Genomic DNA, 22,886 nt, shown 5'->3' on the forward strand with positions numbered 1-22,886 from the left:
CAGATGGGCGCGCACCCAACCCCGACCTGTTTGCGATCAAGAACGGCGTATTGGTGCGCAAACGGTTCCCTTAGACGCCATTTCTTTCCGAAACGCGTCAGCCGTCGCCACGGCGCGACCGAAACGCCCATGTCCCGTTGCCCAGCACCGGGCCCGCGCGCTCCAGCACCATGGGCGAGCGTGAGAATGCGATGGGTGTGCGCAGCCCGGCCAGGCCTTCCGGCGCGATCTTCATGCCGCGCGCCTCGATCTGCGGTTCGGCCAGCGCCTCGGCCACCGTGTTGATCGGCCCGCCGGGCACGCCCGCAGCCTCCAGCGCGGCAATCAGATCCGCCTTGGTGCGGGCGGCAGTCCGCTCCGCGATCATCGGGCACAGCACGTCCCGGTTGCGCACCCGCGCCGGATTGGTCGCGAAATCGGGGTCTTGGGCCACGCCTTCCAGCCCCAGCATCCGGCACAGCGCGGCGAACTGTCCGTCATTTCCACAGGCCACCACGAAATGGCCATCGCTGGCAGGAAATACCTGGTACGGCACGATGCTGGCATGGGCATTGCCCACCCGCGTCGGGTTCCTGCCCCCCAGCAGATGCGCCATGCCCTGATTGCTCAGCAGGGCGACACCGGCGTCCAGCAGCGACAGGTCGACATGCTGTCCCCGGCCTGAGCGAGCACGTTCGATCAGCGCCGCCTGAATGCCGATGATGCCGTAAAGGCCGGTGACGATATCCGTGACGGCGATGCCGACCTTTTCCGGCTCATGCTCCGGCGATCCCGTCAGGTCCATCAGCCCGCACATGCCCTGGATCAGAAAGTCGTAGCCCGGCTGGCGCGCCCGCGGCCCGGTCTGACCAAAGCCCGTGACGCTGGCATAGATCAGGCCGGGATTGCGCGCCGACAGCGTGTCGTAATCCAGCCCGTATTTCTTCAGCCCGCCGAACTTGAAGTTCTCGATGACCACATCCGCCTCGTCGATCAGCGCGATCAGGCGCTCCAGATCCGCGGCATCGCCAAAGTTGCAGACAACGCTGGTCTTGCCCCGGTTGGCCGAATGGAAATAGGTCGCCACCGTCTCGATCCCGCCGCGGCCGTCGTCGCGTTCGATGAACGGCGGGCCCCAGCGGCGCGTGTCGTCGCCCGCCGGGCTTTCGACCTTGATCACTTCGGCGCCCAGGTCGGCCAGCGTCTGCCCGATCCACGGCCCCGCCAGCACCCGCGCCAGTTCGACCACCTTCAGCCCGGCCAGCGGGGCGGCGTCGGGTGTGGCAGGCTGTGTCGGGGCGGTGTCTTGCATCTGGCTGTCCTCTGCGGTCTCGGCCCGGCGCACGGGCATGAACGTACCTCATACCTACCGGCAGAAAACGCTGGATAGAAACAAGAAATCGTCATGGCTTGATGCACTCACCGCATCAAGCGGTGGCCGGGGCAATGACCAGCCCCGGCCCGGCGCCGTCAACTGCCGAATCCCGTCACCACAGGTTCGGAATGGTCGACGCGCGGTGCCTGGGTGAAAAACGGCCCCGCCAGCGCGCGCCACTGCTGGAACCCGTCCGAGGTGCGAAAGCCTTCGGTATGCGCCTCCAGCGTTTCCCACAGCACATGCAGGCGGTAAAGGCCCGGTGTCTCGATCACCCGTTCCAGCGACATGCCAAGGCAGCCCCCGGCGGCCTGAAAGATCGGCACGGCCCTGCCGACGGCCTCCAGAAACTCGGCCTCCTTTGCCGGGTCGATCACCAGTTGCGCGATTTCGCGGATCATCTGCGGTCCCTCGTTTTGCTCCGATATGCCGCATCACGTTTTCACCTGGCGGCCCACTTTGCCAGCGGTTTCCACCTGCCCCGGCACGCGCCCTTTCGCCTCTGTTCCTTCGGTCTGCCCACGCGCAAAAATGCCACGCCCCACAGCCCTTGGTTGCACGACGGGGCGATCCGGCATTGCCACCAGCCGCCACCCGGACCACGTTCAATTCATCACAACGCGAACAATTGATCAGGCAAAGCCAGCCGGCCCTGCCGCAAAAGATCAAAAAAGGGGGACGAACCTTGAGCTTTCTCGACACGATCTTCAATGCAATCAACGACCTGACATGGGGCTGGGCGCTGATCCCCTTCCTCGTCGTGCTGGGTGTCTTCTTTACCATCACCAGCGGCTTCGTGCAGTTCCGCTTTTTCACGCGCATGTTCCGCGTGCTGGGCAAAAGCCCCGATGCCGACCCCAACCAGATCAGCGCGCGCGAGGCGCTTCTCGTCTCGGTCGGCGGGCGCGTCGGCGGCGGCAATATCGCAGGGGTTGCCGTGGCGATCACCGCGGGCGGCCCCGGGGCGGTGTTCTGGATGTGGGCCATCGCGCTGATCGGCATGTGCTCGGCCCTGGTCGAGGCGACGCTGGCACAGACCTATAAACGGTCCGAGGAAGGCGGCGCCTATCGTGGCGGCCCGGCGCAGGCCATCGTGCATGGGCTGGGGCAGAACTATCGCTGGCTGGCCGTTGTCTATGCCGTCTGCCTGATCGCGTCCTTCGCCATCGGCTTCAACGCCTTCCAGGGCAACACCGTCGCCGGGGCCGCGCTTGACAGCCTCGCGATCCCGCGCCTCTACACCGGTGCCTTCCTGGCCATCGCCACGGGGCTGATCGTCTATGGCGGCATCCACAGGATCGCCAAGGCGGCCGATGTGATCATCCCGATCATGGCCTTCGGCTATCTCGGCATGGCGCTGATCGTCATCCTGCTCAACCTCACCGGCCTGCCCGCCGTGATCTGGGATATCGTCGCGAATGCCTTCGGGTTCCGCGAAGCCGTCGCCGGCGGCATGGGTGCTGCCATCGCACAGGGCCTGCGTCGCGGCCTCTTCTCGAACGAGGCCGGCCTCGGCTCCGCCCCCAACGTCGCGGCCACCGCCTATGTGCGCCACCCCGTCAGCCAGGGCATCACCCAGAGCTTTTCGGTCTTCATCGACACCATAATCGTCTGCTCCAGCACGGCCTTCATCATCCTTCTGGGCGATGTCTACCAACCCGGTGCCGAAGGCATCGACGGCGTCGCGCTGACCCAGCAGAGCATGGTCAGCCACGTCGGCGCCTGGGCGCAGTACTTCCTGACCGCCGCGATCTTCCTCTTCTCGTTCTCCTCGATCATGTACAATTACTACCTCGGGGAAAACGCGCTGAACTTCATGACGAAAAGCAAGATGGCGCTGCATGTCCTGCGCCTCGCGATCATCTTCATCGTCTTTCTGGGCGCGGTCGCACCGGGGGCCACGGCGGTCTTCAACTTCTCTGATCCGATGATGGGCATCCTCGCCGTGGTCAACCTGCTGGCCCTGATGATGATGTTCCCCATCGCCCTGCGGCTGATCAACGATTTCCGCGCCCAGCTGAACGCCGGTGTGAAACGCCCCGTCTTCGATCCAAAGGCGTTCCCCGACCTCGACACCGACCCGACCGCCTGGCCTGACGCCAAGTGATCACGGTCTGACACCTTGCAAGAAGGGCGCCCCTGCGGCGCCCTTTTTCATGCGCCCCTTGCACAGCCGCCGCCAAGGCGCGATCTTGCGCCCGAACCAAGGGGGGGCCTGCAACATGATCCACGACTATTGCATCATCGGCGGTGGCATTGTCGGCCTTGCCACCGCCCGCGCCCTGCTGGCCCGCACCCCCGGCGCCAGCCTGATCCTGCTGGAAAAGGAAACCGCCCTCGGTCAGCACCAGACGGGCCATAATTCCGGCGTCATCCACTCCGGCATCTACTACGCCCCCGGCTCGTTCAAGGCGCGCCTTTGCCGCGAGGGGGCCGCGCGCACCAAGGAATTCTGCCAGCAGCACGCCATTGCGTACGAGGATCGCGGCAAGATGATCGTCGCCACCCGCCCGGACGAAGTGCCGCGCCTGGATGCCCTCTATGACCGCGCCGGCGAAAACGGCATCCGGGCCGAGCTGATTTCCGGAGAGGAGATCACGGCCCGCGAACCCAACGTGACCGGCCTCAAGGGGATTTTCGTCCCCGAAGCCGCCATCGTGAATTATACCGACCTGCTCCATGCCATGGCCGCCGAAATCATCGCCCAGGGCGCCGAGATCCGCTATGCCACCCAGCCGCGCGCCATCGTAGAGGGCGGCAACAGCGTCACCGTCACGACCGACAGCGGCGTGATCGAGGCCCGCCGCCTCATCGCCTGCGCCGGTCTGCAATCGGATCGCGTGGCGAAAATGGCCGGGCTCGACCTCGATCTGCGCATCGTGCCGTTTCGCGGCGAATACTATCGCCTTGCGCCGCGCCGCAATGATGTCGTGCGCGCGATGATCTATCCGGTGCCCGAACCCGGCCTGCCATTCCTGGGCACCCACCTGACCCCGATGATCGACGGCTCGGTCACCGTGGGGCCGAACGCCATGCTGGGTTTTGCCCGCGAAGGCTATCCGAAATTCTCCGTCAACCTGCGCGACAGCCTCGACATGGTGTCCTTTCCCGGCTTCTGGTCGTCCATCCGCCAGTTCATCAAACCGGGGCTGAACGAATTGGGCAATTCCCTGTTCAAGTCCCGCTACCTGCGCGAATGTCAGCGGTATTGCCCCGACCTGGAGCTGTCCGACCTGACCCCGATGACCTGCGGCATCCGGGCCCAGGCGGTGATGAAGGACGGCACCATGCAGAGCGATTTCGTGTTCCGCAACACCGACCGGATGCTGCATGTCTGCAACGCGCCGTCGCCCGCCGCGACCTCGGCCCTGCCCATCGGTGACATGATCGCGGATCGCGTCCTGGCCGCCTGAGCCGGGGGGCATCGCCTGCCGGGCGCACGCCGCCTCTCGACGCCCCGCGCCAATGCCCCAACACTGGCCCCTACACTGGCCCCAACAATGCCCCAACACTGGCCCAACACTGGCCCGCCCGGCTGCGGTCCAAGCCGCTCCATATCGCGCCCGAACCCCTCAGACCGGCCCCGGCCATGGGCCGGCACCGCATTGCCGCCATGCCGCGACTGTCCGAAAATTGCACCGTTCGGATACCGTATAGATACCGCCTTAATACCGACGTTCGGATTCAGCGTTTTCAATGACTTGACCCCCCAAGTCGGTATCTTACCGCTATCGCCTTGACCTCCGGCCCGTCACGGGGCCAACTCCGCCCCGACCCTCCCCTGATCCGAGCGCCCCCTCATGTCCGAAACCCGCCTTTCCCTCTCTGACGCCCGCGCGCTGATCGTGCAGACCCTGTTGCGTTGCCGCACCTCTGAATCCAACGCCCATGCTGTCGCCGACGCCCTGCTTGCCGCTGAACTTGCAGGACAATTTGGTCACGGGATGCGCCGCATTCCCGCCTATGCCGATCAGGCGCTGATCGGCAAGGTCGACGGTTTCGCGATCCCCACGGCACAGCAGACGCGGCCCGGCGCGCTCTATGTCGATGCGGCGCACGGCTTTGCCTACCCGGCCCTCGACCTCGCGCTCGACTGGCTGCCGGGGGCCGCCCGCGCCAACGGGATCGCCATCGCGGGCATCCACCGCTCGCACCATTGCGGCGTTGCCGGCGTACCGGTAGAAAAGCTTGCAGAACAAGGGATTATCGGCCTTCTGGTGGCCAATGCCCCGGCCTCCATGGCGCCTTGGGGCGGCGATCGCCCGCTGTTCGGCACCGACCCCATCGCCTTTGCCGCCCCGATCGAAGGGGCCGATCCGGTGGTGATCGACATCTCCCTCTCCAAGGTCGCGCGGGGCAAGATCATGACCGCCGCGCAAAAGGATGAACCCATCCCCGAAGGCTGGGCGCTGGACGCCGATGGCAACCCAACGACCGATCCACACGCGGCGCTCAAGGGCAACATGCTGCCCATGGGTGACAACAAGGGGATCGCACTGGCAATCATGGTCGAGATGCTCTGCGCCGGTCTGACGAACGCGAATTACGGTTACGAAACAACGCCTTTCCTGACCTCCGAAGGCGGCCCGCCCGCCACTGGTCAGACCCTGATCGCCATCGACGCCGGGGTTTTCGGGTCTCACGCCACCGCGCGCTTTGCCGCGCTCGCCGGTGAAATCGAAGGGATGGAGGGCGCCCGCCTGCCCGGTCGCCGCCGCCAGGCGATCCGCCGGCAGATCACCGCAGACGGCATCGCCGTCGACGCCGCCCTTCTGCGCACCATCGACGCCATCGCCCGCTAGATCAGCCCCGACACGCCCGCCCAGATCAACCGCAGCGAAATCAGGATCAGCACCACGTTCAGCGCCCGCTTGAAATTGTGGTCGCTGATCTTTTCCAACAGCAGCCGCCCCACCAGCGTGCCCGCGAACCCCGCTGCGATCATCATCGCGATGAACCCCGCCCAGGGCCCAAAGGCAAACCCCAGCGTGCCAAAGACGATGGTCTTCAACACATGCTGCAAGGTCATCATAACTGCATGAGTTGCCACGTGTTTCTGCCGCGGCAGATGCAGTGACTTGACGAAGTTCGCCACGAAAAGGCCCGTCGCGCCAAAGAACATCGACAGGAAACTGGACAGCCAGCCGGTCAACGCAGGCCAACGCGCCAGCCACTTTGGCGGTTTGGAAAGGATGCTCCAGATCACGAACAGGCCAACGCCCATCTGGACCAGTGCGGGGGGCAGGTTGACCACGACCGATCCACCCATCGCGACGCCGATCACCGCGCCAATGGCAAACGCCAGGAACGGTTTCCAATAGACATGCCGGATCAGGATCACCGCACGAAAAAGGTTCGATCCGAACTGGATCACGCCATGGATTGGGATTAGCGCCAGCGGCGGCACAAGGTTGGCCATGACCGCCAGCAGCAGCGTCCCGCCCCCTATGCCCAGGGCGACCGTGATGAACGAGCAGAAAAAGCTCATCACCGCCAGAAGCACCCCGACATGTGCTGGCAACCCATTGAACAGAAAGTCGGAAACGTGGTCCATCAGGGCCCTCACTCAACGGCAGGCCAGACTGAGGCCGGTGTGATTTTCGGTCTGCGCGGTGGCGGCTGGGCTGGGGGCCTAGCCCTCGGTCGGGTTGATCACGTGAATCGGCGCACCTGCCGCAAACGCGCGAATTTGTTGATAGATATCGGTGAACTGCAGGTCCAGTTCATCTTCGGTGACATACCCGATGTGCGGCGTGCAGATCACGTTGGGATGGCTGATCACGGGATCGCTGGGATCGGTCAACGGCTCCCTGTCGAACACGTCCAGCGCCACCGTGCCGGGATGACCAGCGGCCAGCGCCTGCTCCAGCGCGTCCTCTTCGACCAGACCTGCCCGCGACGTGTTGATAAAGCTGGCCGAAGATTTCATTCGCATCAGATCTGTCGCGGTGACCAGGCCTCGCGTGCTGGCGGTCAAACGCACATGCAGGCTGACGAAATCGCTCTCGGCGAAAAAGCTGGCGCGGCTCGGGGCCACTTCGGCACCATCCGCCTCGGCACGGGCGCGCCCCGCGTCGCTGCCCCACCACCAGACCTTCATGCCGAAGGCATCGGCGTATTGCGCCACCTGCCGACCGATCCGACCATAGCCGTAAAGACCCAGGCGGCGCCCCGAAACCGTCTGGCCCACACCCATCTGCCAATGCCCGGCACGCAGGCTCTGCATCTGCTGCGGCAGTTGTCGCGCCGCGGCCAGCAGCAGCGCAAAGGTCAGCTCGGCCGCGGCATTTGGCGGCGCATCGCCGCTGGCCCGGGAACACAGCATGACGCCATTGGCGGTGCAGGCCTCGACATCGACGTGCGGATAAACGCCACGCTGGCTGATCAGCCGCAGGTTCGGCAAACGCTCCAGCAACGGTGCGGTGACATGGGTGCGTTCGCGAAACAGCACCAGGGCCTCGGCATCCTTCAGCCGGTCCGCAAGCGTGTCGAGGTCTTCGGTATGGTCCGTCCAGACCGTAACCTCATGCCCTTCAAGCAGTTGAAAACACGGCAGTTGCCGCAACGTGTCGAACCAGTCGTCGAGTATGTGAATCTTCACGCGCGGCCTCTTTCTGCGGATCAGCCAATGCCCTGTCGTGCCCTTCGCCAGGGAGGGAACACCGGCCCCTTATCTGCCAACTTAGTGCGGAAAGACCAGACCTTCGAACAATTTGCGCGCCGTGCGAAGAGTGCCGGCGGCCAGGATCGCGCCATCGGCATCCGTTTCGATCAGAACCTCGGCCGCCCCCGTCGGATGTTCGATTGAAAAGGTCCCATCCTTTGGCAAATTGGCCAGCCCGGCTGCTGGGCTACCCTCGACCAGGCACGCGCTTGCCACGGTCACGGCGGCAAACACGCCGATGCTGGCGTGACAGCGGTGCGGGATAAAGCTGCGTGTCGACAGGGTGCCCCCCGCCGTTGGGGCCGAAACGAGGGTCATCTTGGGCACCGATTTGTCAGAGACATCGCCCAGGTTCATCAGCGTCCCCGCCTGCAACCGGATCGCCTCCAACCGGGACTTCAGGTCGGTGTTCGCCTCCATCTCGTCACGCGTTTCGGTGCCCGACGCGCCGACATCGGCGGCGCGCAGGATCACGCAAGGCATCCCGTTGTCGATCAGCGTACAGTCCACCCCGTCGATCACGTCAACGGCATTGCCAGTTGGCAGCATCACGCCACCGCCTGTCATCGAGCCGGCAATCTTTGTGAACATCAAGGGCACCGGCGCGTGCTGACCCGGCACACCGTCGATCGTGGCATCGCCCGCGTAGGTGACCTTGCCACCCGGCGTCTGCACCTTTGCGACCGCCACCTCGCCTGTGTTCAACATGTGGATGCGCACCTCGGTCACGGCGGCGCTGGCCTGCACCAGGCCCCGCTCAATCGCGGCGGGACCGACGCCAGCAAGGATATTGCCGCAGGCCTGCGCATCCGTGACAACCGCCTGATCCACGAAAACCTGCAGGAACAGGTAATCCACATCCGCATCATCGCGCGTTGACGGCGACAGGATCGCAACCTTCGAGGTCAGCGGATCCGCACCGCCGATCCCGTCGATCTGGCGCGGATCCGGGCTGCCCATCAGGCTGAGCAGGACGGCATCGCGTTCTGCCACGCCCGCCGGCAGATCCTGAGCCAGAAAATATGCCCCCTTGGAGGTGCCGCCGCGCATCCAGATGCAGGGAATGCCGTCGCTCATGTTCTTCGCTCCTGTCAGATGTACTTGAGGCCTTTCGCCTCAAGCCGTGGGCGCATGTCGTAGATGTCGAGGCCCAGTTCGCCTGCCGCAAGCCGCACTCGCTTGGCTTCCTCTGCCGCGAGGCGTTTCTGAACGCCCTTCAGCACCTCTTCTGCCTCGTCACGTTTCACCACGCAGACACCGTCGTCGTCGGCACAGATGATATCACCCGCCTCGATTGCCGCACCGGCGCAGACGATAGGAACGTTCACCGAGCCGAGCGTTTCCTTGACGGTGCCTTGGGCAAAGACCGCCTTGGACCAGACGGGAAAGCCCATCTCGGTCAGATCGCGCGTGTCGCGCACACCGGCGTCAATCACCAGCCCGCGGCAGCCGCGCGCCATAGCGGACGTCGCCAAAAGGTCACCGAAATACCCGTCTTCGCAGGGCGAGGTCGGCGCCAGAACAAGGATGTCACCCGCCTGCAACTGTTCGATGGCGACATGCAGCATCCAGTTGTCGCCCGGCGCGGCCGAAATCGTCACGGCGCTGCCGGCAATCATCGCCCCCTTGTAGATCGGACGCATGTGACTTTGCAGCAGGCCCTTGCGGCCCTGTGCTTCGTGCACCGTGGCAACGCCCGCCTGCCCGAGGGCCTCGATGATCGCCGGATCGGCGCGTTGGATATTCTGAACGACAACGGCCATGACAGCCTCCTTCTGGAATGGGGTCGCACCCCGGCGGGCGGGGCGCGCAAACGCTTATTTTTCGATGGGCGGGGTGCCGTGGGTGTGAAAGGTCTCGATGGTCTTCAGACCCCAGGCCTGACCCTTTTTGCGGTCGGCCTCGCTCCAGACGACAGGGTCCCAATCGGGATCCAGGATCAGGCGCGCACCGGCATTTGCAATCTCGACCCGGTTGCCCGCAGGCTCCCAGACATAGAGGAAGAACGTGTTCTGAATCGCGTGCTTGTGCGGTCCCGTCTCGATATGCACACCGTTTTCCAGAAAGATGTCGGCGGCCCGCAGGATGTCTTCGCGCTGATCGGCGGCATAGGTGACATGGTGGAAACGGCCCTGCCCGCCGCCGTGCTCCTCCGTGCAAGCCAGATCATAGCCCTTGTTGTTGACCGTGAACCAGCAGCCGCCGATGCGCCCGTTGTCCAACTGGATCATCTCGGTCACTTTCGAGCCCAGACAGGTCTCCATGAAACGGCGGAATTCCGTCACGTCCTCGGACAGCAGGTTCAGGTGATCGAGGCGACGCGGAGCGGCCCCCGTATGGTGAAACCGGCTGGCATTGTTCTTCAGCGCGGGTTTGTCCGCCGTGCCATGCCGATACTTGACCGTGTCGAAATAGATTTCGAAGACATGGCCAAAGGGATCCTCAAAGCGGAAGGCACGCCCGTGGCTCAGATCGCCGTCGTTCCAGCCGATCACCTTGAAATCGCTTGCCTCAATCGCCGCCACACGACGCTCCAGCGCCGCTTGCGAGGCCGCGCGATAGCCGATGTGCCCGACGCCAGTGGTATCCGAACGGGTCAGCTTCAGCGTGCAAAATTCATAGTCATCCCAAGCCCGCAGATAGGCCGAGGTTTCATCCTGACCACTGATCGTCAGACCATAGATGCGGGTAAAGAAATCAAGGCTTTCGTCAAACTTGTTTGTCAGCATCTCGACATGGCCAAGGTGCGCCAGATCGTCAAAGTCGGACATTCGTGTCTCCGTTCAGAATGAGGTCGGACAGTGAAACAGGCCCCGGCACTACCACCGCGACCTGTCCTCAAGCCCTCCTACAGCGTATCGACAGTGCGCGGAAAGATTGACTGGAATCCTTCGGCATACTGGCAATCACGCCCGCCCGATTGACCGCCCGAGTTGCGTTTGAAGTGGTTGGCGCGCTGTTGGGCAACCCGCGTGTAGTAATCCCAGAGGTGAACCTGCCCCTGCATGCACTCCATCGCCGCGCGCTTCTTGTCCCAGACAGACGTGATGTCGAGGAATGTGTCCGGTTTCCATCCCATCTGCTCGGTCTGATGCGGCTCGAACAGATACAACTGCGGTGCGCCCAGCACCTTTTCGCCCGGATTGTGCCCCCAGGCCTGCGCGATCATCCGCGCCTCAAGCGCGACCTGCGTCATGTACATGTGGTCGGTGTTATAGGGGTCGTACTGGCTGTGGCTCATCATGAACTTGGGCTGAACCTTGCGGATCAAATCGACCAGGCGGAACTTGTCCTCTTTCTCCAGGTGCAGCGGGTAATCGCCAAGGTCAAAGCATTCCAGCTCGTGCACGCCCAGGGCTTCGGCGGCGGTCTCGGCCTCCTTGCGGCGGATGTCCTTGACCTCCTGCAGCGACTTGCCTTCTTTCCACAGGCGCGCGCTTTCCCCGCGTTCCCCAAAGGACAGGCAGGCTACCGTGACGTTATAGCCCTGCTCGGCATGAGACGCGATGGCACCCCCACAGCGCCAGACGAAATCGGCGGCATGGGCGCTGATCACCAGAACGGTTGGCTTCGAACACATCAGAGAACTCCTTTCGAATTTGGCCCCAATCTGCGCCCGAACGGCAGAAATGCCAAATTTGAACGCCGTGCAAATCCATAAGAGCACGCTATAGGATACTCACACAGTTCGGCAAAAAGCACTGATGCCCTTCACAAAATCTGCAATCCGTATAAGTTTTGCACAAGCGGATGCAGGCGCATATCCATCGGGAAAGGGCCGGACATGAAATGGAACCTGCGGCATCTTAGGGTGTTTCTGGCTGTCGTGCATCATTCATCGGTGTCACGCGCAGCCGAGGAATGCCACCTGTCCCAACCCGCGGCGACCCAGGCCATCGCAAAACTGGAAAACGGATTTTCCCAACCTCTGTTCAAACACAAGGCGCAGGGGCTTTACGTGACCGAGGCCGGTGCGGCACTGGCCCAGCGGGTCAAACGTGCTCTGACCCGGATAGATCAGGCTGCGGCGCCCATTTCGCCCCGCCTGATCGCTACGGCGACGTCCTCTCAACTCGACGCGCTGATCGCGGTGCGCGAGCTGGAAAACTTTACCTTGGCGGCCCGCCACCTCGGCCTGGCGCAGCCGTCGGTCCACCGCGCCGTCGCCCGATTGGAGGCCGAAGCCCGCAAGCCGCTGTTCGAACGCACCGCGATGGGTATCCGCGCCACGCGCGCCGGAAGGCAACTGGCCGATGCAGCCCGCCTGGCCTTTGCCGAACTGGATCAAGCGGTCATGGACCTGGCGGATCTGGCAGGTCGCGAGGCGGGGCAGATCGTTGTCGGGGCGATGCCGCTGTCGCGGTCCTTCATGCTGTCCCAGGCGATCATTGAGTTCCGCAAGCGCCGGCCATCCGTGTTGATCCGGGTGGATGAAGGGCCCTATGACGACCTTCTTGCCGGCCTGCGCCGCGGCGAGATTGATTTCCTGATAGGGGCGCTGCGCGAGCCGGTTCCGATCGGGGACATTGTCCAGACCGAATTGTTTGCCGATGACCTGATCCTTGTTGTAGGACCGCGCCACCCTCTGTCCGGTCAGGACCGGGTCACGCTGTCGCAAACCATCCGGTTTCCCTGGATACTGGCGCGAAAGGGAACTCCCTCGCGCCGGATTTTCGATCAGCTTTTTGCGGGCCGGCCAACGCCTCAGAGCCTGATTGAAACCGGATCGATGATCCTGATGCGGCAACTGTTGCAGCAATCCGATCACATTGGTTTCATATCGCGCCTCCAGGCCGCTGCCGAGGTGGATCTGGGTCTCATGGTGCCATTGCGCACGGAACTGCACGAAACACGCCGCCCCATCGGACTGACGACGCGTCTCGGCTGGATACCGACGAAAGGGCAGAAAATGCTGATTGATGAAATTTCAATTGCCGTACGACAACGCAATATTTGCAGCGTTGACAATTGAACTGTCGATAAAATGCAATGCTCCGATTTATGGACTTGCCGTTTAGGCAGCTTAGCAGTTATTCAGATATGTATGTGTTTTCGGTCCCGAAAGGCCTGTTGGTGCCTACAGAAAATCGCTCACGTTTAGATGCGGATATTGCCGAAGCGGTCAAAGATGTCGCAATTCTCGACACTCTGTCGCATCTGCTCAGACGCGCGCATTTCCGTAACGAATATCTCTTCAGCGGTATCTTTGGAGAAACGGGCCTGACCTCGCGGCAGATGGTTCTGCTTGTCGCGATCGCGCAAAACCCCGGTGTTTCGCAAAAAGTGATTGGCGATATCGTCGCGCTGGACGTCAATACGGTCAGCGACACCCTCCGCCGGATGGAGCGAAAACACCTGATCGAGCGCATTTCGTCAAAGGCGGACGGCCGATCGGTGGTCGTGCGCCTGACCTCGGATGGGCTGAAAACGCTGAAGGATGGCATGTCGCGCAATCCGGCCCTTCAGAACCAGGTCGCCGAAAGGCTTAACCCTGATGAAGCGGCGGATCTGAAAATGTTGCTGCAAAAGGTTCTGGGGGTCGACTGAGGCCGCCCTTCCGCCCAATCAGCCGAAGCAGCGCGATCCCCCTTCGCCAGGTTGTGTGATCCAACTTCGTCTCACATATCGTATTGCAGATCGTAGGATCGCTTGAAAAAGTTCTCGTTTTTCAACAGCTCAGCAGGTGTGCCTTGCTCCAGGATCTCACCGTCCTTGACCACGATGATCTGGTCGGCACGCATGACCGAAGACAGCCTGTGCGCGATCAGGATCGTCGTGCGCCCCTGCGACAAGTCATGAAGCGCCTTCTGGATTTCCGCCTCGGATTCCGCATCCAATGCGCTCGTCGCCTCGTCCAACAGCAGGATCGGGGCATCGCGCAGGATGGCGCGGGCGATCGACAGACGCTGACGCTGTCCACCGGACAGGTTGCCCCCATTTTCACCGACATCGCTCTCGTAGCCCTCGGGGAGCTTGCTGATGAAATCATGCGCATTGGCTGCCTTGGCTGCTGCTATGATCTCGTCATCCGTGGCGTCCGCGCGGCCGAGCCCGATATTGTGTTTCACGCTGCCCGCGAAAAGAAAGGTGTCTTGTCCGACAAAGGCCATGTTTTCGCGCAATGATGCAAATGTCACGTCACGAATATCCATGCCGTCAATTTCGACCTGACCATCCGTGGGATCATACAAACGCATGGTCAGGTTCAGGATCGTCGATTTCCCGCTACCCGACGGCCCGACAAGCGCCGTGCTCTTGCCCGCTGCGAATTCCAGGTCAAGCGACTTCAAGACGGTTTCGCCGTTCCCGCCCTCGTAATTGAACGACACATTGCGAAATGCGACCTGCCTCGGCCCTTCGGGCAGGGGTTTGGCATTTTCGGATTCCAGCATCGTAATCGGATGATCCAGCAGGTCATACATCATCTTGACCCCGACCAGACCTGTTTCGATCCCGATCCGCATGGAGGCGAGGCGCCGCGCCGGATCGTAGGCCATGATCAGCGCCGTCAAAAACGACAGCAGCTGCCCCTGCGACGTGACAACGCGGCCGCCGAAGATCGTTGTCGCGCTCATCGCCAGGATCGCAGCAATAGCAAGGCCCGACAGAACATCCATCATCGGCATCGTGGCCGCCTGCAAACGGGCAATCGAGTTGGACATCTTTTCAACGCGGGTCACGGCCTGGTTCATACGGGCGGCCATGTGATCTTCGAGGGCGAAAGCCTTGATGACCCGTATACCCATCGACGTCTCGGTGGCGACCTTGATGATCGCAGACAGCGAAACCATCTCGCGCGTGACGATATCGCGGACTTTCTTCAGCAGGTTCTTGATACCGAACAACGCGACCGGAATGGTCACGATCGAGACCGCCGAAAGCACTGGTTGCTGGGTGAACATCACGAAGCCCAGCCCGATCAGCGTAAACAGATCCCGAACGAACGAGAGCAGGACCGTATCAAGCACCGCCCGTGCCGCCTGAGAGGCCTGCGTCAGGCTGACCAGCGTGTCGGAAGAGCTTTTGGACCCGAAGTACGAAACACCTTGCTGAATGAGGCGGTCGAACATCTTAATCTGTTGCGAGGCAATGATCCGGTTGCCCGCGATGCTGAGGAAAACGGCCTGCAAGTACCCGGCAATCCCCTTTACGGCAAAGATTGCCGCCACAGCCATCGCCACGCCATACACCTTGTAGGCGGGTTCGTCGGGGGACAGCGACTGCACGATATCCTTCATGATCCACGCCGAAGCCGCGGTCGTGCCGGCGACGAAGAACATCGACAAGATCGCCAACGCGTACCATTTTGCCTGGGCTTGGTAGTTTTCGCTCAGAAGCCGGTAGAGCAACTTTTCCTCGATGCCGGGCAACAACTTTGCAAGCATGTGCTTCTCTCGCTCTGATCTTTCGCGGCCTAAGTACACTCTGGTCCAGTGAAGTTCCAGCGTAAGAGCACCGCACGGCATTCAGCCGCAAGGCGACCGGGGCATCCGAAGATGCCTCGGTAGTGTTTCATGGAATGCTACCTAATAACGAAAATCGCTGAAAGTAGGGGGCGGCGGAGCATGCCTGTCACAAGGCTGCGTCAAAGACCACGACTGTCTCGGCCGCGACATCGACCTCTTTCTTGCCCGGCATCAGGAATACCGTCGTCTGGCGTGCGGCAGAGGTATCCATGATCCGTCGCCAGCGCCGGCGTCCCGGCGGTTCGGGCAGGTGCACGGTGCAGGCATCGCCTCCGTTGATGACAGCGAAAAGCACGTCATCGCTCATGGAGTAGCTTGGCGTTGCCGATGCCGCCCGAATTTCGACGCACAGGCAGCGGAATGTGGGATCGTGCCAATCCTCTGTCGTTGGTGCCTGCCCGTCAGGGCGCCGCCAGAAAAGATCCGGGATACCATCGCGATGGCGCGGCTGGGAATGCAGGAACAATCGCTGCCGCAAGACAGGGTGATCGCGGCGCATACGCGCCAGCCAGGCCACGAAATCCGCCAGATCATAGTCGGGGCGATCCCAGTTGACCCAGGCGATGGCATTGTCCTGGGCATAGGCATTGTTGTTGCCGCCCTGGCTGTTGCCGATCTCATCCCCCGCCAGCATCATCGGCGTACCTTGGCTCAGGAACATCGTTGCCAGCATGTTGCGCTTTCGCCTTGCCCGCGCCGCAAGGATATCGGGGTCCAATGTCGGCCCCTCCGCCCCCATGCCGTCCGAGTGGTTGGGTTCATGGCCGTCCCGGTTTTCCTCTCCGTTCCCCCAGTTGCGCTTGGCGGAATAGCTGACGATATCTTCCAGCGTGAACCCATCGTGCGAGGCAAGGAAGTTGACCGAAGCCGTGGCGGCACGGCCATCATGGTCGAACATGTCCGCCGATCCCATCAGACGCCCAGCGATGCTTGAGGTCACGCCCTCGTCACCTTTCCAGAACCGGCGCACATCGTCGCGATAACGGTCGTTCAGTTCCATGAAAGGATGCGGCCATGCCCCGAGCTGATAGCCGCCCGGCCCGAGGTCCCAGGGCTCGGCGACCAGCTTGACGTTGCGCAGCACCGGGTCCTGTTTGATTGCCGAGATAAATCCGCCGCGTGCATCGAACCCGGCCGGACCCCGCGCCAGCGCCGTGGCGAGGTCAAAGCGGAAACCATCGACATGCATCACCTCGACCCAATATCGCAGGCTGTCCATGACCATGCGCAGAACCGCCGGGTGCCCGAGGTTGAGCGTATTGCCGCAGCCGGTATCATCTATGTAATAGCGCGGATCTTCGGCCAGCCGGTAATAGGCGCGGTTGTCCAACCCCCGAAAGCTCAGCGTCGGCCCCAGCTGGTTGCCCTCGGCAGTGTGATTATAGACGACGTCTAGGATCACCTCGATCCCGGCAGTATGAAAACGGCGGACCATCGTCTGGAATTCCCAGATATCCCCACCACTCATGAAGCGCGGATCAGGCGCGAAAAAGCCGATGGTCTGATAGCCCCAGAAATTCGACAGCCCCTTTTCCACCAGAAATCTTTCGGACAGATGCGTCTGGACAGGCATCAGCTGCACCGTGGTCACACCGATCTTGTCCAGATGATCCAACACCGGGGCCGACGCCATGCCGAGAAAGCTGCCGCGTTTTCGCGGGTCGACGCCGGGATGTCCCGCCGTCATCCCTTTGACATGCGTCTCATAATGCACCGAGAGAGAGCGGCGATGATTTGGCCGACTGTCATTGCCCCAGGGAAAGCTGACATCTGCAACTTCGGCCTTTGGCATCGCAAAGGCACTGTCGCGGGAATCGAACCCCAGATCTGCACGCGCTGCACCCGGACGATAGCCCAACAAGGCATCCGACCAGCGAAAACGCCCCGAGATCTTGCGCGCATAAGGATCCAGCAACAGCTTGTTGTGATTGAAACGCAGCCCCTGCTCCGGTTCATGCCGGCCCCGTGCGCGGTAGCCGTAGAGCGTGCCGGGCGACAACCCGGCCACGTAGACATGCCATATATCGCCATCGCGTTCGCGCAGCGGGATGCGCACAAGTTCCCGCCGCCCATCTGACGAAAACAGGCACAACTCGATCTCTTCCGCCTCGCCCGAAAATACCGCGAAATTGACTCCCTGCCCGTCCCAGGTTGCCCCCATGGGGTCGGGTCGACCGGCGGACAGACCATGATGTGCCAACTTGTTCGGGATGTCCCGACCCGCGCCGCTACGCGCAACACTCGGCCCGAACAAACGCGGGTCTCGTCCATTTCCGTTCATTCAGTTGCCTCGGTGATGATGTCGGAAAAAAGCGACGCATATGCAGCGGCAGAGCGTTCCCAGCCAAAGTCTGCTCTCATTCCATTCTTCTGGATCTGCTTGAAAGTCGTGGGCGCCGCGTGCAGCGTGCACAGTTGCATGAGTGCATCGTACAAGCCACCCGCATCAATGCGCGACATCATTATGCCCGTCGCAACACCCGCCCCAAGAGCCGCCGGATTCGCCGCGATCACCGTATCCGCCAGCCCCCCCGTCGGGGCAACAAGCGGTACGGCACCGTAGCGAAGACCGTACAACTGGGTCAGTCCGCAGGGCTCAAAGCGCGACGGGACCAACATTGCGTCTGCCCCGGCATACATCAGGTGCGAAAGCGGCTCATCATATCCGCGTGCCATGCCGACCTGCGCCGGCCAACGCGCGGCAGCGTCATGGAACGCCTTTTCGATTTCGGGGTCCCCGGACCCGAGAACGACCAACCTGCCCCCGGCGTCGATATATCCCGGCAACACCTCCGCCAGCAGATCCAGCCCCTTCTGCTCGGTCATCCGGCTGACGACGGCGGCCAGCGGCCCCGGGCCGTCCTCCAGCCCGAAGCGATCCAGCAGGGCCTTGCGGTTCTTTGACCGTGACGCCGGACGCGCCGCAGAGAAAGGTGTGATGGCCGGATCGGTTTCGGGGTTCCAAACCTCCAGGTCGATCCCGTTCAGGATGCCGACCACCGGACGATTCAGCGCCGCAATGACCCCATCCAGCCCCATGCCGAATTCGGGCAGCGACAATTCCGCAGCGTAACGCGGCGATACGGTGGAAACCCGGTCCGCGCACATCATCCCGGCCTTGAGAACACCCACCTTTCCCCAGAATTCCAGGTGCCCCTGTTCGAATGCCTCCGGGTCGATCCTGAGGCGCGAAAGGCGCTCCGGCTGCGTCAGTCCCTGAAAGGCGATGTTGTGAATGGTCAGCAGGCTGGGCACGCGCACCCCGTGCTGGCGCAGATACAACGGCACCAACGCCCCCTGCCAGTCATGCGCGTGGACAAGTTCGGGACGCCAACCATCGGTCAGGCCGTCGCGGGCGATTTCCATCGCCACCCAGCACAGCGCAGCAAAGCGTTCCGGGTTGTCGGGATAATCGCGCCCCTGCGGATCCAGGTAGGGCCCACCATCGCGGGAAAACAGATGCGGTGCGTCAAGCAACAGAACGCTCATGCGGCCCGATCTGCCGATACGGACCGAGGCCGGGCCGCCGAAAAGATCGGATGATTGCCAGACCACCCGCGTCTTGCCCACCTTCTTTGCCACACCCGGGTAGGCCGGCAGCAGGACACGCATGTCCCAGCCATGCGCAGCCAGCGCACCGGGCAATGCCCCACTGACATCCGCAAGGCCGCCGGTCTTTATCAAAGGCACGCATTCCGACGTGACCGACAGCACCCGCCGCATACCGCTCGCCTCCGACGTGCTCGTCATCTTCCTGTCCTTCATTGCGCCTGAGGCAAATGGGGGTCAGCCGTTCTCGGCCATCCATCGTTCTACCATCGGTTGGGTTAAGAGCGTCACTCCGCCCTCGCTGACCCGGAACCACTTCGCGTCTTCTTCGGGGTCCTCGCCCACCACCAGGCCCGGCGGCACCTTCACGCCGGCGTCCAGCACGACTCGGCTCAGGCGCGCCCGTCTGCCGACGACCGTATAAGGCATCGCCACCACCTGAAACAGTTCAGCATAGCTATGCGTGCGAACACCGTTGAAAAGCAGCGACTCGCGCACTTCGGTGCCCGAAATGATGCAGTTGCCGGCAATCATCGATGAGACTGCCGATCCGCGCCGCCCGTCTTCGTCATGAATGAACTTGGCCGGCGGATTGACCTCGCCGTAGGTCCAGATCGGCCAGGCCGTGTCATAGATATCCAGTTCAGGGGTAAAGTCGGTCAGGGCGATATTCGCAGTGTGATAGGCATCGATGGTGCCGACATCGCGCCAGTACACCTTTTCATTTTCGCCCGTCGTGACGCAGCTTGCGGCAAACAGGTGCGCCATTGCCTTGCCGTCGCGTACCAGTCCGGGGATCAGGTCGTTTCCGAAATCGTGACTGGAGTCTGGATTGGCCGCATCCGCAATCAACAGCTTGCGCAAAAAGGCCCACCGGAACACGTAGATCCCCATCGAAGCGAGTGCGAGGTCCGGCGCGCCTGGCATCGAAGGCGGGTCCGCCGGCTTTTCCAGGAAATCGGTAATGCGCTGTTTATCGTCCACCGCCAGGACACCAAAGGCGCTGGCCTCGGCCCGCGGAACCGAAAGACACCCCACGGTGACATCCGCGCCCGTGTCTTCATGTTCGCGCAGCATCACCTCGTAGTCCATCTTGTAGATGTGGTCTCCCGCAAGGATCACGATATAGTCGATGTTGTAGCTGTCGATGATGTCGATGTTCTGCGTCACGGCATCGGCGGTGCCAAGGTACCACTGGTTTTCAGACACCCGTTGCGACGCCGGCAGGATGTCGAGGTATTCGTTGCGTTCAGCACGCAGGAAAGACCAGCCGCGTTGCAGATGACGGATCAGGGAATGCGCCTTGTACTGGGTCGCGACCGCGATCTTGCGCATTCCCGAATTATACGCGTTGGACAATGCGAAATCGATGATCCGCATCTTGCCACCGAAATAGACAGCCGGTTTCGCGCGGGTATCCGTCAGCTCTCTCAAGCGGCTTCCCCGCCCCCCGGCCAGGATAAAGGCCATTGATCGTGCACTTAGCTTCTGAGTGTTCATGGGTTTCATTTTACTGACCCTCCCCGCCAGTCGTGATCCTGATCAGACACCTCCGGGCTACGGCGCATTGGCCACCCGGCCCTTACCTGTCACCGCTTGCGCCGCAGGAAAATCACGGAAAGCGGTGGTATAGTCATAACAGCTATGGCAGGCATCGCGTTCCCACTGACGGCCTCCGCACGCACCGAACCCATGTTGCCGCGGTTGCCTCCGCCGTAAATTTCAGCATCGGTGTTCAACACCTCCTGCCAGACACCTGGCTCGGGCAACGGCAGCGCGTAATCGCAGCGTTCGACAGGGGTAAAGTTGCACACGACTGCGATCTCGGCGTCCTCGGCTTCGCCCCGGCGCAGAAAGGCCAGCACGGACCGCTCCGAATCCCGCTCGACAAGCCAGTCGAACACAGCGCCGCCCAGGTCATCGCGATGCAACGCCGGTTCGTCCCGGTAAAGGCGGTTCAGGTCGCGCACGAGGTTCTGCACCCCAGCGTGGGCCGGATCATCCAGCAGATGCCAATCCAGGCTGATATCGTGGTTCCATTCACGTTCCTGACCAAACTCACAGCCCATGAACAGCAATTTCTTGCCCGGGTGCCCCCACATGAAGCCATAGTAGGCCCGCAGGTTGGCAAACTGCTCGGCCCGCTGACCCGGCATCTTGCCCAGCATGGACCCCTTGCCGTGCACGACCTCATCGTGGCTGATCGGCAGGATGAAGTTCTCCGAAAACGCGTAGACCAACCCGAAGGTCAGCTTGCCATGATGGTGCGCACGGTGGATCGGGTCTTCGTGCATGTAGGCCAGCGTATCGTTCATCCAGCCCATGTTCCACTTGTACCCGAACCCCAGACCATCCTCATGCACCGGCCTGCTGACACCGGGAAAAGATGTGCTCTCCTCTGCGACCGTCATGATGCCCGGGGCCGCGCCGTAGGTTTCGACGTTCATCTCGCGCAGAAACGAGATCGCCTCCAGGTTTTCGCGTCCACCGTGCACATTGGGCACCCATTCGCCATGTGGGCGGGAATAATCGCGATACAGCATCGACGCCACGGCATCGACCCTCAGCCCATCGACACCATATTCCGTCAGCCAATAAATCGCGTTGGCGATCAGATAGTTGCGCACCTGCCGCTTGGAATAATCGTAGATCAGCGTGTTCCAGTCGCGGTGAAACCCCTCGCGTGGGTCGGCGTATTGGTACAGCGGCGTTCCATCTAACCAGCCCAGCCCATGCGGATCGGTCGGAAAATGCCCCGGCACCCAATCCAGGATCAGCCCCAGCCCGGCCGCCTGCGTCGCGGCGACAAAGGCGGCGAATTCACGCGGCGTACCGTGCCGGATCGTCGGCGCATACAGGCCCACCGGCTGATACCCCCAGGACCCGTCGAACGGAAACTCCGACACCGGCATCAGCTCGATATGGGTAAAGCCCATGTCGGCGGTATAAGCGACCAGCTCAACAGCCAGTTCATCGTAGCTCAGGCGCCTGCGGTCGTCTTCGACCTTGCGACGCCAGGACCCAAGGTGCACTTCGTAGATCGAGATCGGAGACGAGACCGCCTGACGATGCGCGCGCGCAGCCCGTGCCTCGGGTGCAGGCCGGTCGGGCAGCCGACGCACGATCGAGGCCTGCGCCGGGGGATGCTCGGACCCAAAGGCAACGGGATCGGCCTTTTGCGGCAGGCTGGCCCCGTCGGGCCCCAGAATATCATACTTGTAGGCTGCGCCCGGCCCGACATCCGGCAGGAAAATCTCCCAGACGCCTGATGCACCGCGCACCCGCATCGGATGGCGCAGCGGTGACCAACCATTGAAATCGCCGACGATGGCCACGCGGCGGGCATTTGGCGCCCAGACGGCAAACACTGTGCCCGCGACCCCTTCGTGCGTTTCGGGGCGCGCGCCCAGCTTTTGCCACAGGCGCAGGTGACGGCCTTCCGAAATCAGGTATTCATCAAGCTCTCCCAGCACCGGCGAAAACCGATAGGGATCATGCCGGTCCTGCGTGCGCCCGTGCCCTTCGGCTCGCAGCATGTACCCCCCACCGGCCGCAACACTCTTCGGGACCCCTCGCAGGATAAAGACACCGCCGCCCTCTGCCTGCATTTCCACGGCATCGGTCGACCCAGATGTCAGGCACCACATGCGCTCGGCCTCGGGATCGAACGCGACCAGGGTATCACCATGCAGACCCAGGATATCGAAGGGCGCACCGTGTCGCCCCTGACGCAGGGCATCAAAAGCAGCCGTGTCGGGTGTATGGGCGCTCTCTTCACCGGAATTGCTGATCATTGCCCCCCCAATCGCGCCCAAGTCGCCAGCGCGGCCTCAGATAAAGACCCAACACGTTC

General features: G+C 62.4%; 18 protein-coding genes. 5 read left to right on the top strand and 13 right to left on the bottom strand.

Annotated elements, in window-relative coordinates; translation table 11 throughout:
• Positions 1 to 97: 97 nt before the first annotated feature.
• Together DL237_RS02865 and DL237_RS02870 are read right to left on the bottom strand one after the other, a co-directional pair.
• Positions 98 to 1,291 (bottom strand): CaiB/BaiF CoA transferase family protein, encoded by a 1,194-nt coding sequence (locus DL237_RS02865; RefSeq protein ID WP_119397680.1) that lies wholly within the window; start codon positions 1,289 to 1,291, stop codon positions 98 to 100.
• Positions 1,292 to 1,449: 158 nt separating this feature from the next.
• Positions 1,450 to 1,755 carry an antibiotic biosynthesis monooxygenase family protein gene (locus DL237_RS02870; protein WP_119397515.1) on the bottom strand — a complete coding sequence of 102 codons (306 nt, stop codon included), beginning with the start codon at positions 1,753 to 1,755 and terminating at the stop codon, positions 1,450 to 1,452.
• A gap of 284 nt (positions 1,756 to 2,039) precedes the next feature.
• On the opposite strand from DL237_RS02870, the gene DL237_RS02875 reads away from it, so the two are divergent.
• The 3 genes from DL237_RS02875 to DL237_RS02885 all read left to right on the top strand — a co-directional run bounded on the left by DL237_RS02875 (position 2,040) and on the right by DL237_RS02885 (position 6,156).
• Positions 2,040 to 3,461 carry an alanine/glycine:cation symporter family protein gene (locus DL237_RS02875; RefSeq protein WP_119397516.1) on the top strand — a complete coding sequence of 474 codons (1,422 nt, stop codon included), beginning with the start codon at positions 2,040 to 2,042 and terminating at the stop codon, positions 3,459 to 3,461.
• Positions 3,462 to 3,576: 115 nt separating this feature from the next.
• Positions 3,577 to 4,767: an L-2-hydroxyglutarate oxidase gene (gene lhgO, locus DL237_RS02880; protein WP_119397681.1), complete on the top strand. Its 1,191-nt coding sequence runs from the start codon at positions 3,577 to 3,579 to the stop codon at positions 4,765 to 4,767.
• A 387-nt stretch (positions 4,768 to 5,154) separates the two neighbouring features.
• A complete protein-coding gene (locus DL237_RS02885) occupies positions 5,155 to 6,156 on the top strand; it encodes an Ldh family oxidoreductase (RefSeq protein ID WP_119397517.1) in 1,002 nt (333 codons plus the stop codon).
• Here DL237_RS02885 and DL237_RS02890 read toward each other — a convergent pair.
• The 6 genes from DL237_RS02890 to DL237_RS02915 all read right to left on the bottom strand — a co-directional run bounded on the left by DL237_RS02890 (position 6,153) and on the right by DL237_RS02915 (position 11,598).
• A complete protein-coding gene (locus tag DL237_RS02890; RefSeq protein WP_119397518.1) occupies positions 6,153 to 6,908 on the bottom strand; it encodes a sulfite exporter TauE/SafE family protein in 756 nt (251 codons plus the stop codon). The genes DL237_RS02885 and DL237_RS02890 overlap by 4 nt on opposite strands.
• Positions 6,909 to 6,986: 78 nt before the next feature.
• Entirely contained in the window at positions 6,987 to 7,955 is a 969-nt protein-coding gene (locus DL237_RS02895) for a D-2-hydroxyacid dehydrogenase family protein (protein ID WP_119397519.1), read from the bottom strand.
• A gap of 81 nt (positions 7,956 to 8,036) precedes the next feature.
• The gene (locus DL237_RS02900) at positions 8,037 to 9,095 is read right to left on the bottom strand and encodes a 4-oxalomesaconate tautomerase (protein WP_119397520.1); all 1,059 of its coding nucleotides are present in this window, start codon (positions 9,093 to 9,095) and stop codon (positions 8,037 to 8,039) included.
• A 14-nt stretch (positions 9,096 to 9,109) separates the two neighbouring features.
• The gene (locus DL237_RS02905) at positions 9,110 to 9,781 is read right to left on the bottom strand and encodes a 4-carboxy-4-hydroxy-2-oxoadipate aldolase/oxaloacetate decarboxylase (RefSeq protein ID WP_119397521.1); all 672 of its coding nucleotides are present in this window, start codon (positions 9,779 to 9,781) and stop codon (positions 9,110 to 9,112) included.
• A 54-nt stretch (positions 9,782 to 9,835) separates the two neighbouring features.
• Positions 9,836 to 10,789, bottom strand: coding sequence for a VOC family protein (locus tag DL237_RS02910; RefSeq protein WP_119397522.1), 954 nt, complete (start codon positions 10,787 to 10,789; stop codon positions 9,836 to 9,838).
• A 77-nt stretch (positions 10,790 to 10,866) separates the two neighbouring features.
• Positions 10,867 to 11,598, bottom strand: a complete 732-nt coding sequence (locus DL237_RS02915) for a PIG-L deacetylase family protein (protein WP_119397523.1) — start codon at positions 11,596 to 11,598, stop codon at positions 10,867 to 10,869.
• Between the two features lie 204 nt (positions 11,599 to 11,802).
• On the opposite strand from DL237_RS02915, the gene DL237_RS02920 reads away from it, so the two are divergent.
• Together DL237_RS02920 and DL237_RS02925 are read left to right on the top strand one after the other, a co-directional pair.
• Positions 11,803 to 12,990, top strand: coding sequence for a LysR family transcriptional regulator (locus DL237_RS02920; protein WP_119397524.1), 1,188 nt, complete (start codon positions 11,803 to 11,805; stop codon positions 12,988 to 12,990).
• 68 nt (positions 12,991 to 13,058) lie between these two features.
• On the top strand, positions 13,059 to 13,565 hold the full coding sequence (locus DL237_RS02925; RefSeq protein WP_158585578.1) for a MarR family winged helix-turn-helix transcriptional regulator: 507 nt from the start codon (positions 13,059 to 13,061) through the stop codon (positions 13,563 to 13,565).
• Between the two features lie 71 nt (positions 13,566 to 13,636).
• On the opposite strand, the gene DL237_RS02930 is transcribed toward DL237_RS02925, so the two are convergent.
• The 5 genes from DL237_RS02930 to glgB all read right to left on the bottom strand — a co-directional run bounded on the left by DL237_RS02930 (position 13,637) and on the right by glgB (position 22,827).
• Positions 13,637 to 15,403, bottom strand: a complete 1,767-nt coding sequence (locus DL237_RS02930; protein ID WP_119397526.1) for an ABC transporter ATP-binding protein — start codon at positions 15,401 to 15,403, stop codon at positions 13,637 to 13,639.
• 187 nt (positions 15,404 to 15,590) lie between these two features.
• On the bottom strand, positions 15,591 to 17,684 hold the full coding sequence (gene glgX, locus DL237_RS02935) for a glycogen debranching protein GlgX (RefSeq protein WP_267896999.1): 2,094 nt from the start codon (positions 17,682 to 17,684) through the stop codon (positions 15,591 to 15,593).
• Positions 17,685 to 17,761: 77 nt separating this feature from the next.
• On the bottom strand, positions 17,762 to 19,234 hold the full coding sequence (gene glgA, locus DL237_RS02940) for a glycogen synthase GlgA (protein WP_233544844.1): 1,473 nt from the start codon (positions 19,232 to 19,234) through the stop codon (positions 17,762 to 17,764).
• A 36-nt stretch (positions 19,235 to 19,270) separates the two neighbouring features.
• On the bottom strand, positions 19,271 to 20,542 hold the full coding sequence (gene glgC / locus DL237_RS02945; RefSeq protein WP_119397528.1) for a glucose-1-phosphate adenylyltransferase: 1,272 nt from the start codon (positions 20,540 to 20,542) through the stop codon (positions 19,271 to 19,273).
• 80 nt (positions 20,543 to 20,622) lie between these two features.
• A complete protein-coding gene (glgB, locus tag DL237_RS02950; protein ID WP_119397529.1) occupies positions 20,623 to 22,827 on the bottom strand; it encodes a 1,4-alpha-glucan branching protein GlgB in 2,205 nt (734 codons plus the stop codon).
• Positions 22,828 to 22,886 lie beyond the last annotated feature (59 nt).

The sequence above is a fragment of the Pseudooceanicola sediminis genome (assembly GCF_003575965.1).
GTDB classification, from domain to species: domain Bacteria; phylum Pseudomonadota; class Alphaproteobacteria; order Rhodobacterales; family Rhodobacteraceae; genus Pseudooceanicola; species Pseudooceanicola sediminis.

What these genes read in the sequence shown, in the direction of transcription:
- DL237_RS02865 (WP_119397680.1), bottom strand. Translation starts at nt 1,291, where the DNA reads ATGCAAGACACCGCCCCGACACAGCCTGCCACACCCGACGCCGCCCCG.
- DL237_RS02870 (WP_119397515.1), bottom strand. Translation starts at nt 1,755, where the DNA reads ATGATCCGCGAAATCGCGCAACTGGTGATCGACCCGGCAAAGGAGGCC.
- lhgO (WP_119397681.1), top strand. Translation starts at nt 3,577, where the DNA reads ATGATCCACGACTATTGCATCATCGGCGGTGGCATTGTCGGCCTTGCC.
- DL237_RS02885 (WP_119397517.1), top strand. Translation starts at nt 5,155, where the DNA reads ATGTCCGAAACCCGCCTTTCCCTCTCTGACGCCCGCGCGCTGATCGTG.
- DL237_RS02890 (WP_119397518.1), bottom strand. Translation starts at nt 6,908, where the DNA reads ATGGACCACGTTTCCGACTTTCTGTTCAATGGGTTGCCAGCACATGTC.
- DL237_RS02900 (WP_119397520.1), bottom strand. Translation starts at nt 9,095, where the DNA reads ATGAGCGACGGCATTCCCTGCATCTGGATGCGCGGCGGCACCTCCAAG.
- DL237_RS02905 (WP_119397521.1), bottom strand. Translation starts at nt 9,781, where the DNA reads ATGGCCGTTGTCGTTCAGAATATCCAACGCGCCGATCCGGCGATCATC.
- DL237_RS02910 (WP_119397522.1), bottom strand. Translation starts at nt 10,789, where the DNA reads ATGTCCGACTTTGACGATCTGGCGCACCTTGGCCATGTCGAGATGCTG.
- DL237_RS02915 (WP_119397523.1), bottom strand. Translation starts at nt 11,598, where the DNA reads ATGTGTTCGAAGCCAACCGTTCTGGTGATCAGCGCCCATGCCGCCGAT.
- DL237_RS02920 (WP_119397524.1), top strand. Translation starts at nt 11,803, where the DNA reads ATGAAATGGAACCTGCGGCATCTTAGGGTGTTTCTGGCTGTCGTGCAT.
- DL237_RS02925 (WP_158585578.1), top strand. Translation starts at nt 13,059, where the DNA reads ATGTATGTGTTTTCGGTCCCGAAAGGCCTGTTGGTGCCTACAGAAAAT.
- DL237_RS02930 (WP_119397526.1), bottom strand. Translation starts at nt 15,403, where the DNA reads ATGCTTGCAAAGTTGTTGCCCGGCATCGAGGAAAAGTTGCTCTACCGG.
- glgA (WP_233544844.1), bottom strand. Translation starts at nt 19,234, where the DNA reads ATGACGAGCACGTCGGAGGCGAGCGGTATGCGGCGGGTGCTGTCGGTC.
- glgC (WP_119397528.1), bottom strand. Translation starts at nt 20,542, where the DNA reads ATGAAACCCATGAACACTCAGAAGCTAAGTGCACGATCAATGGCCTTT.
- glgB (WP_119397529.1), bottom strand. Translation starts at nt 22,827, where the DNA reads ATGATCAGCAATTCCGGTGAAGAGAGCGCCCATACACCCGACACGGCT.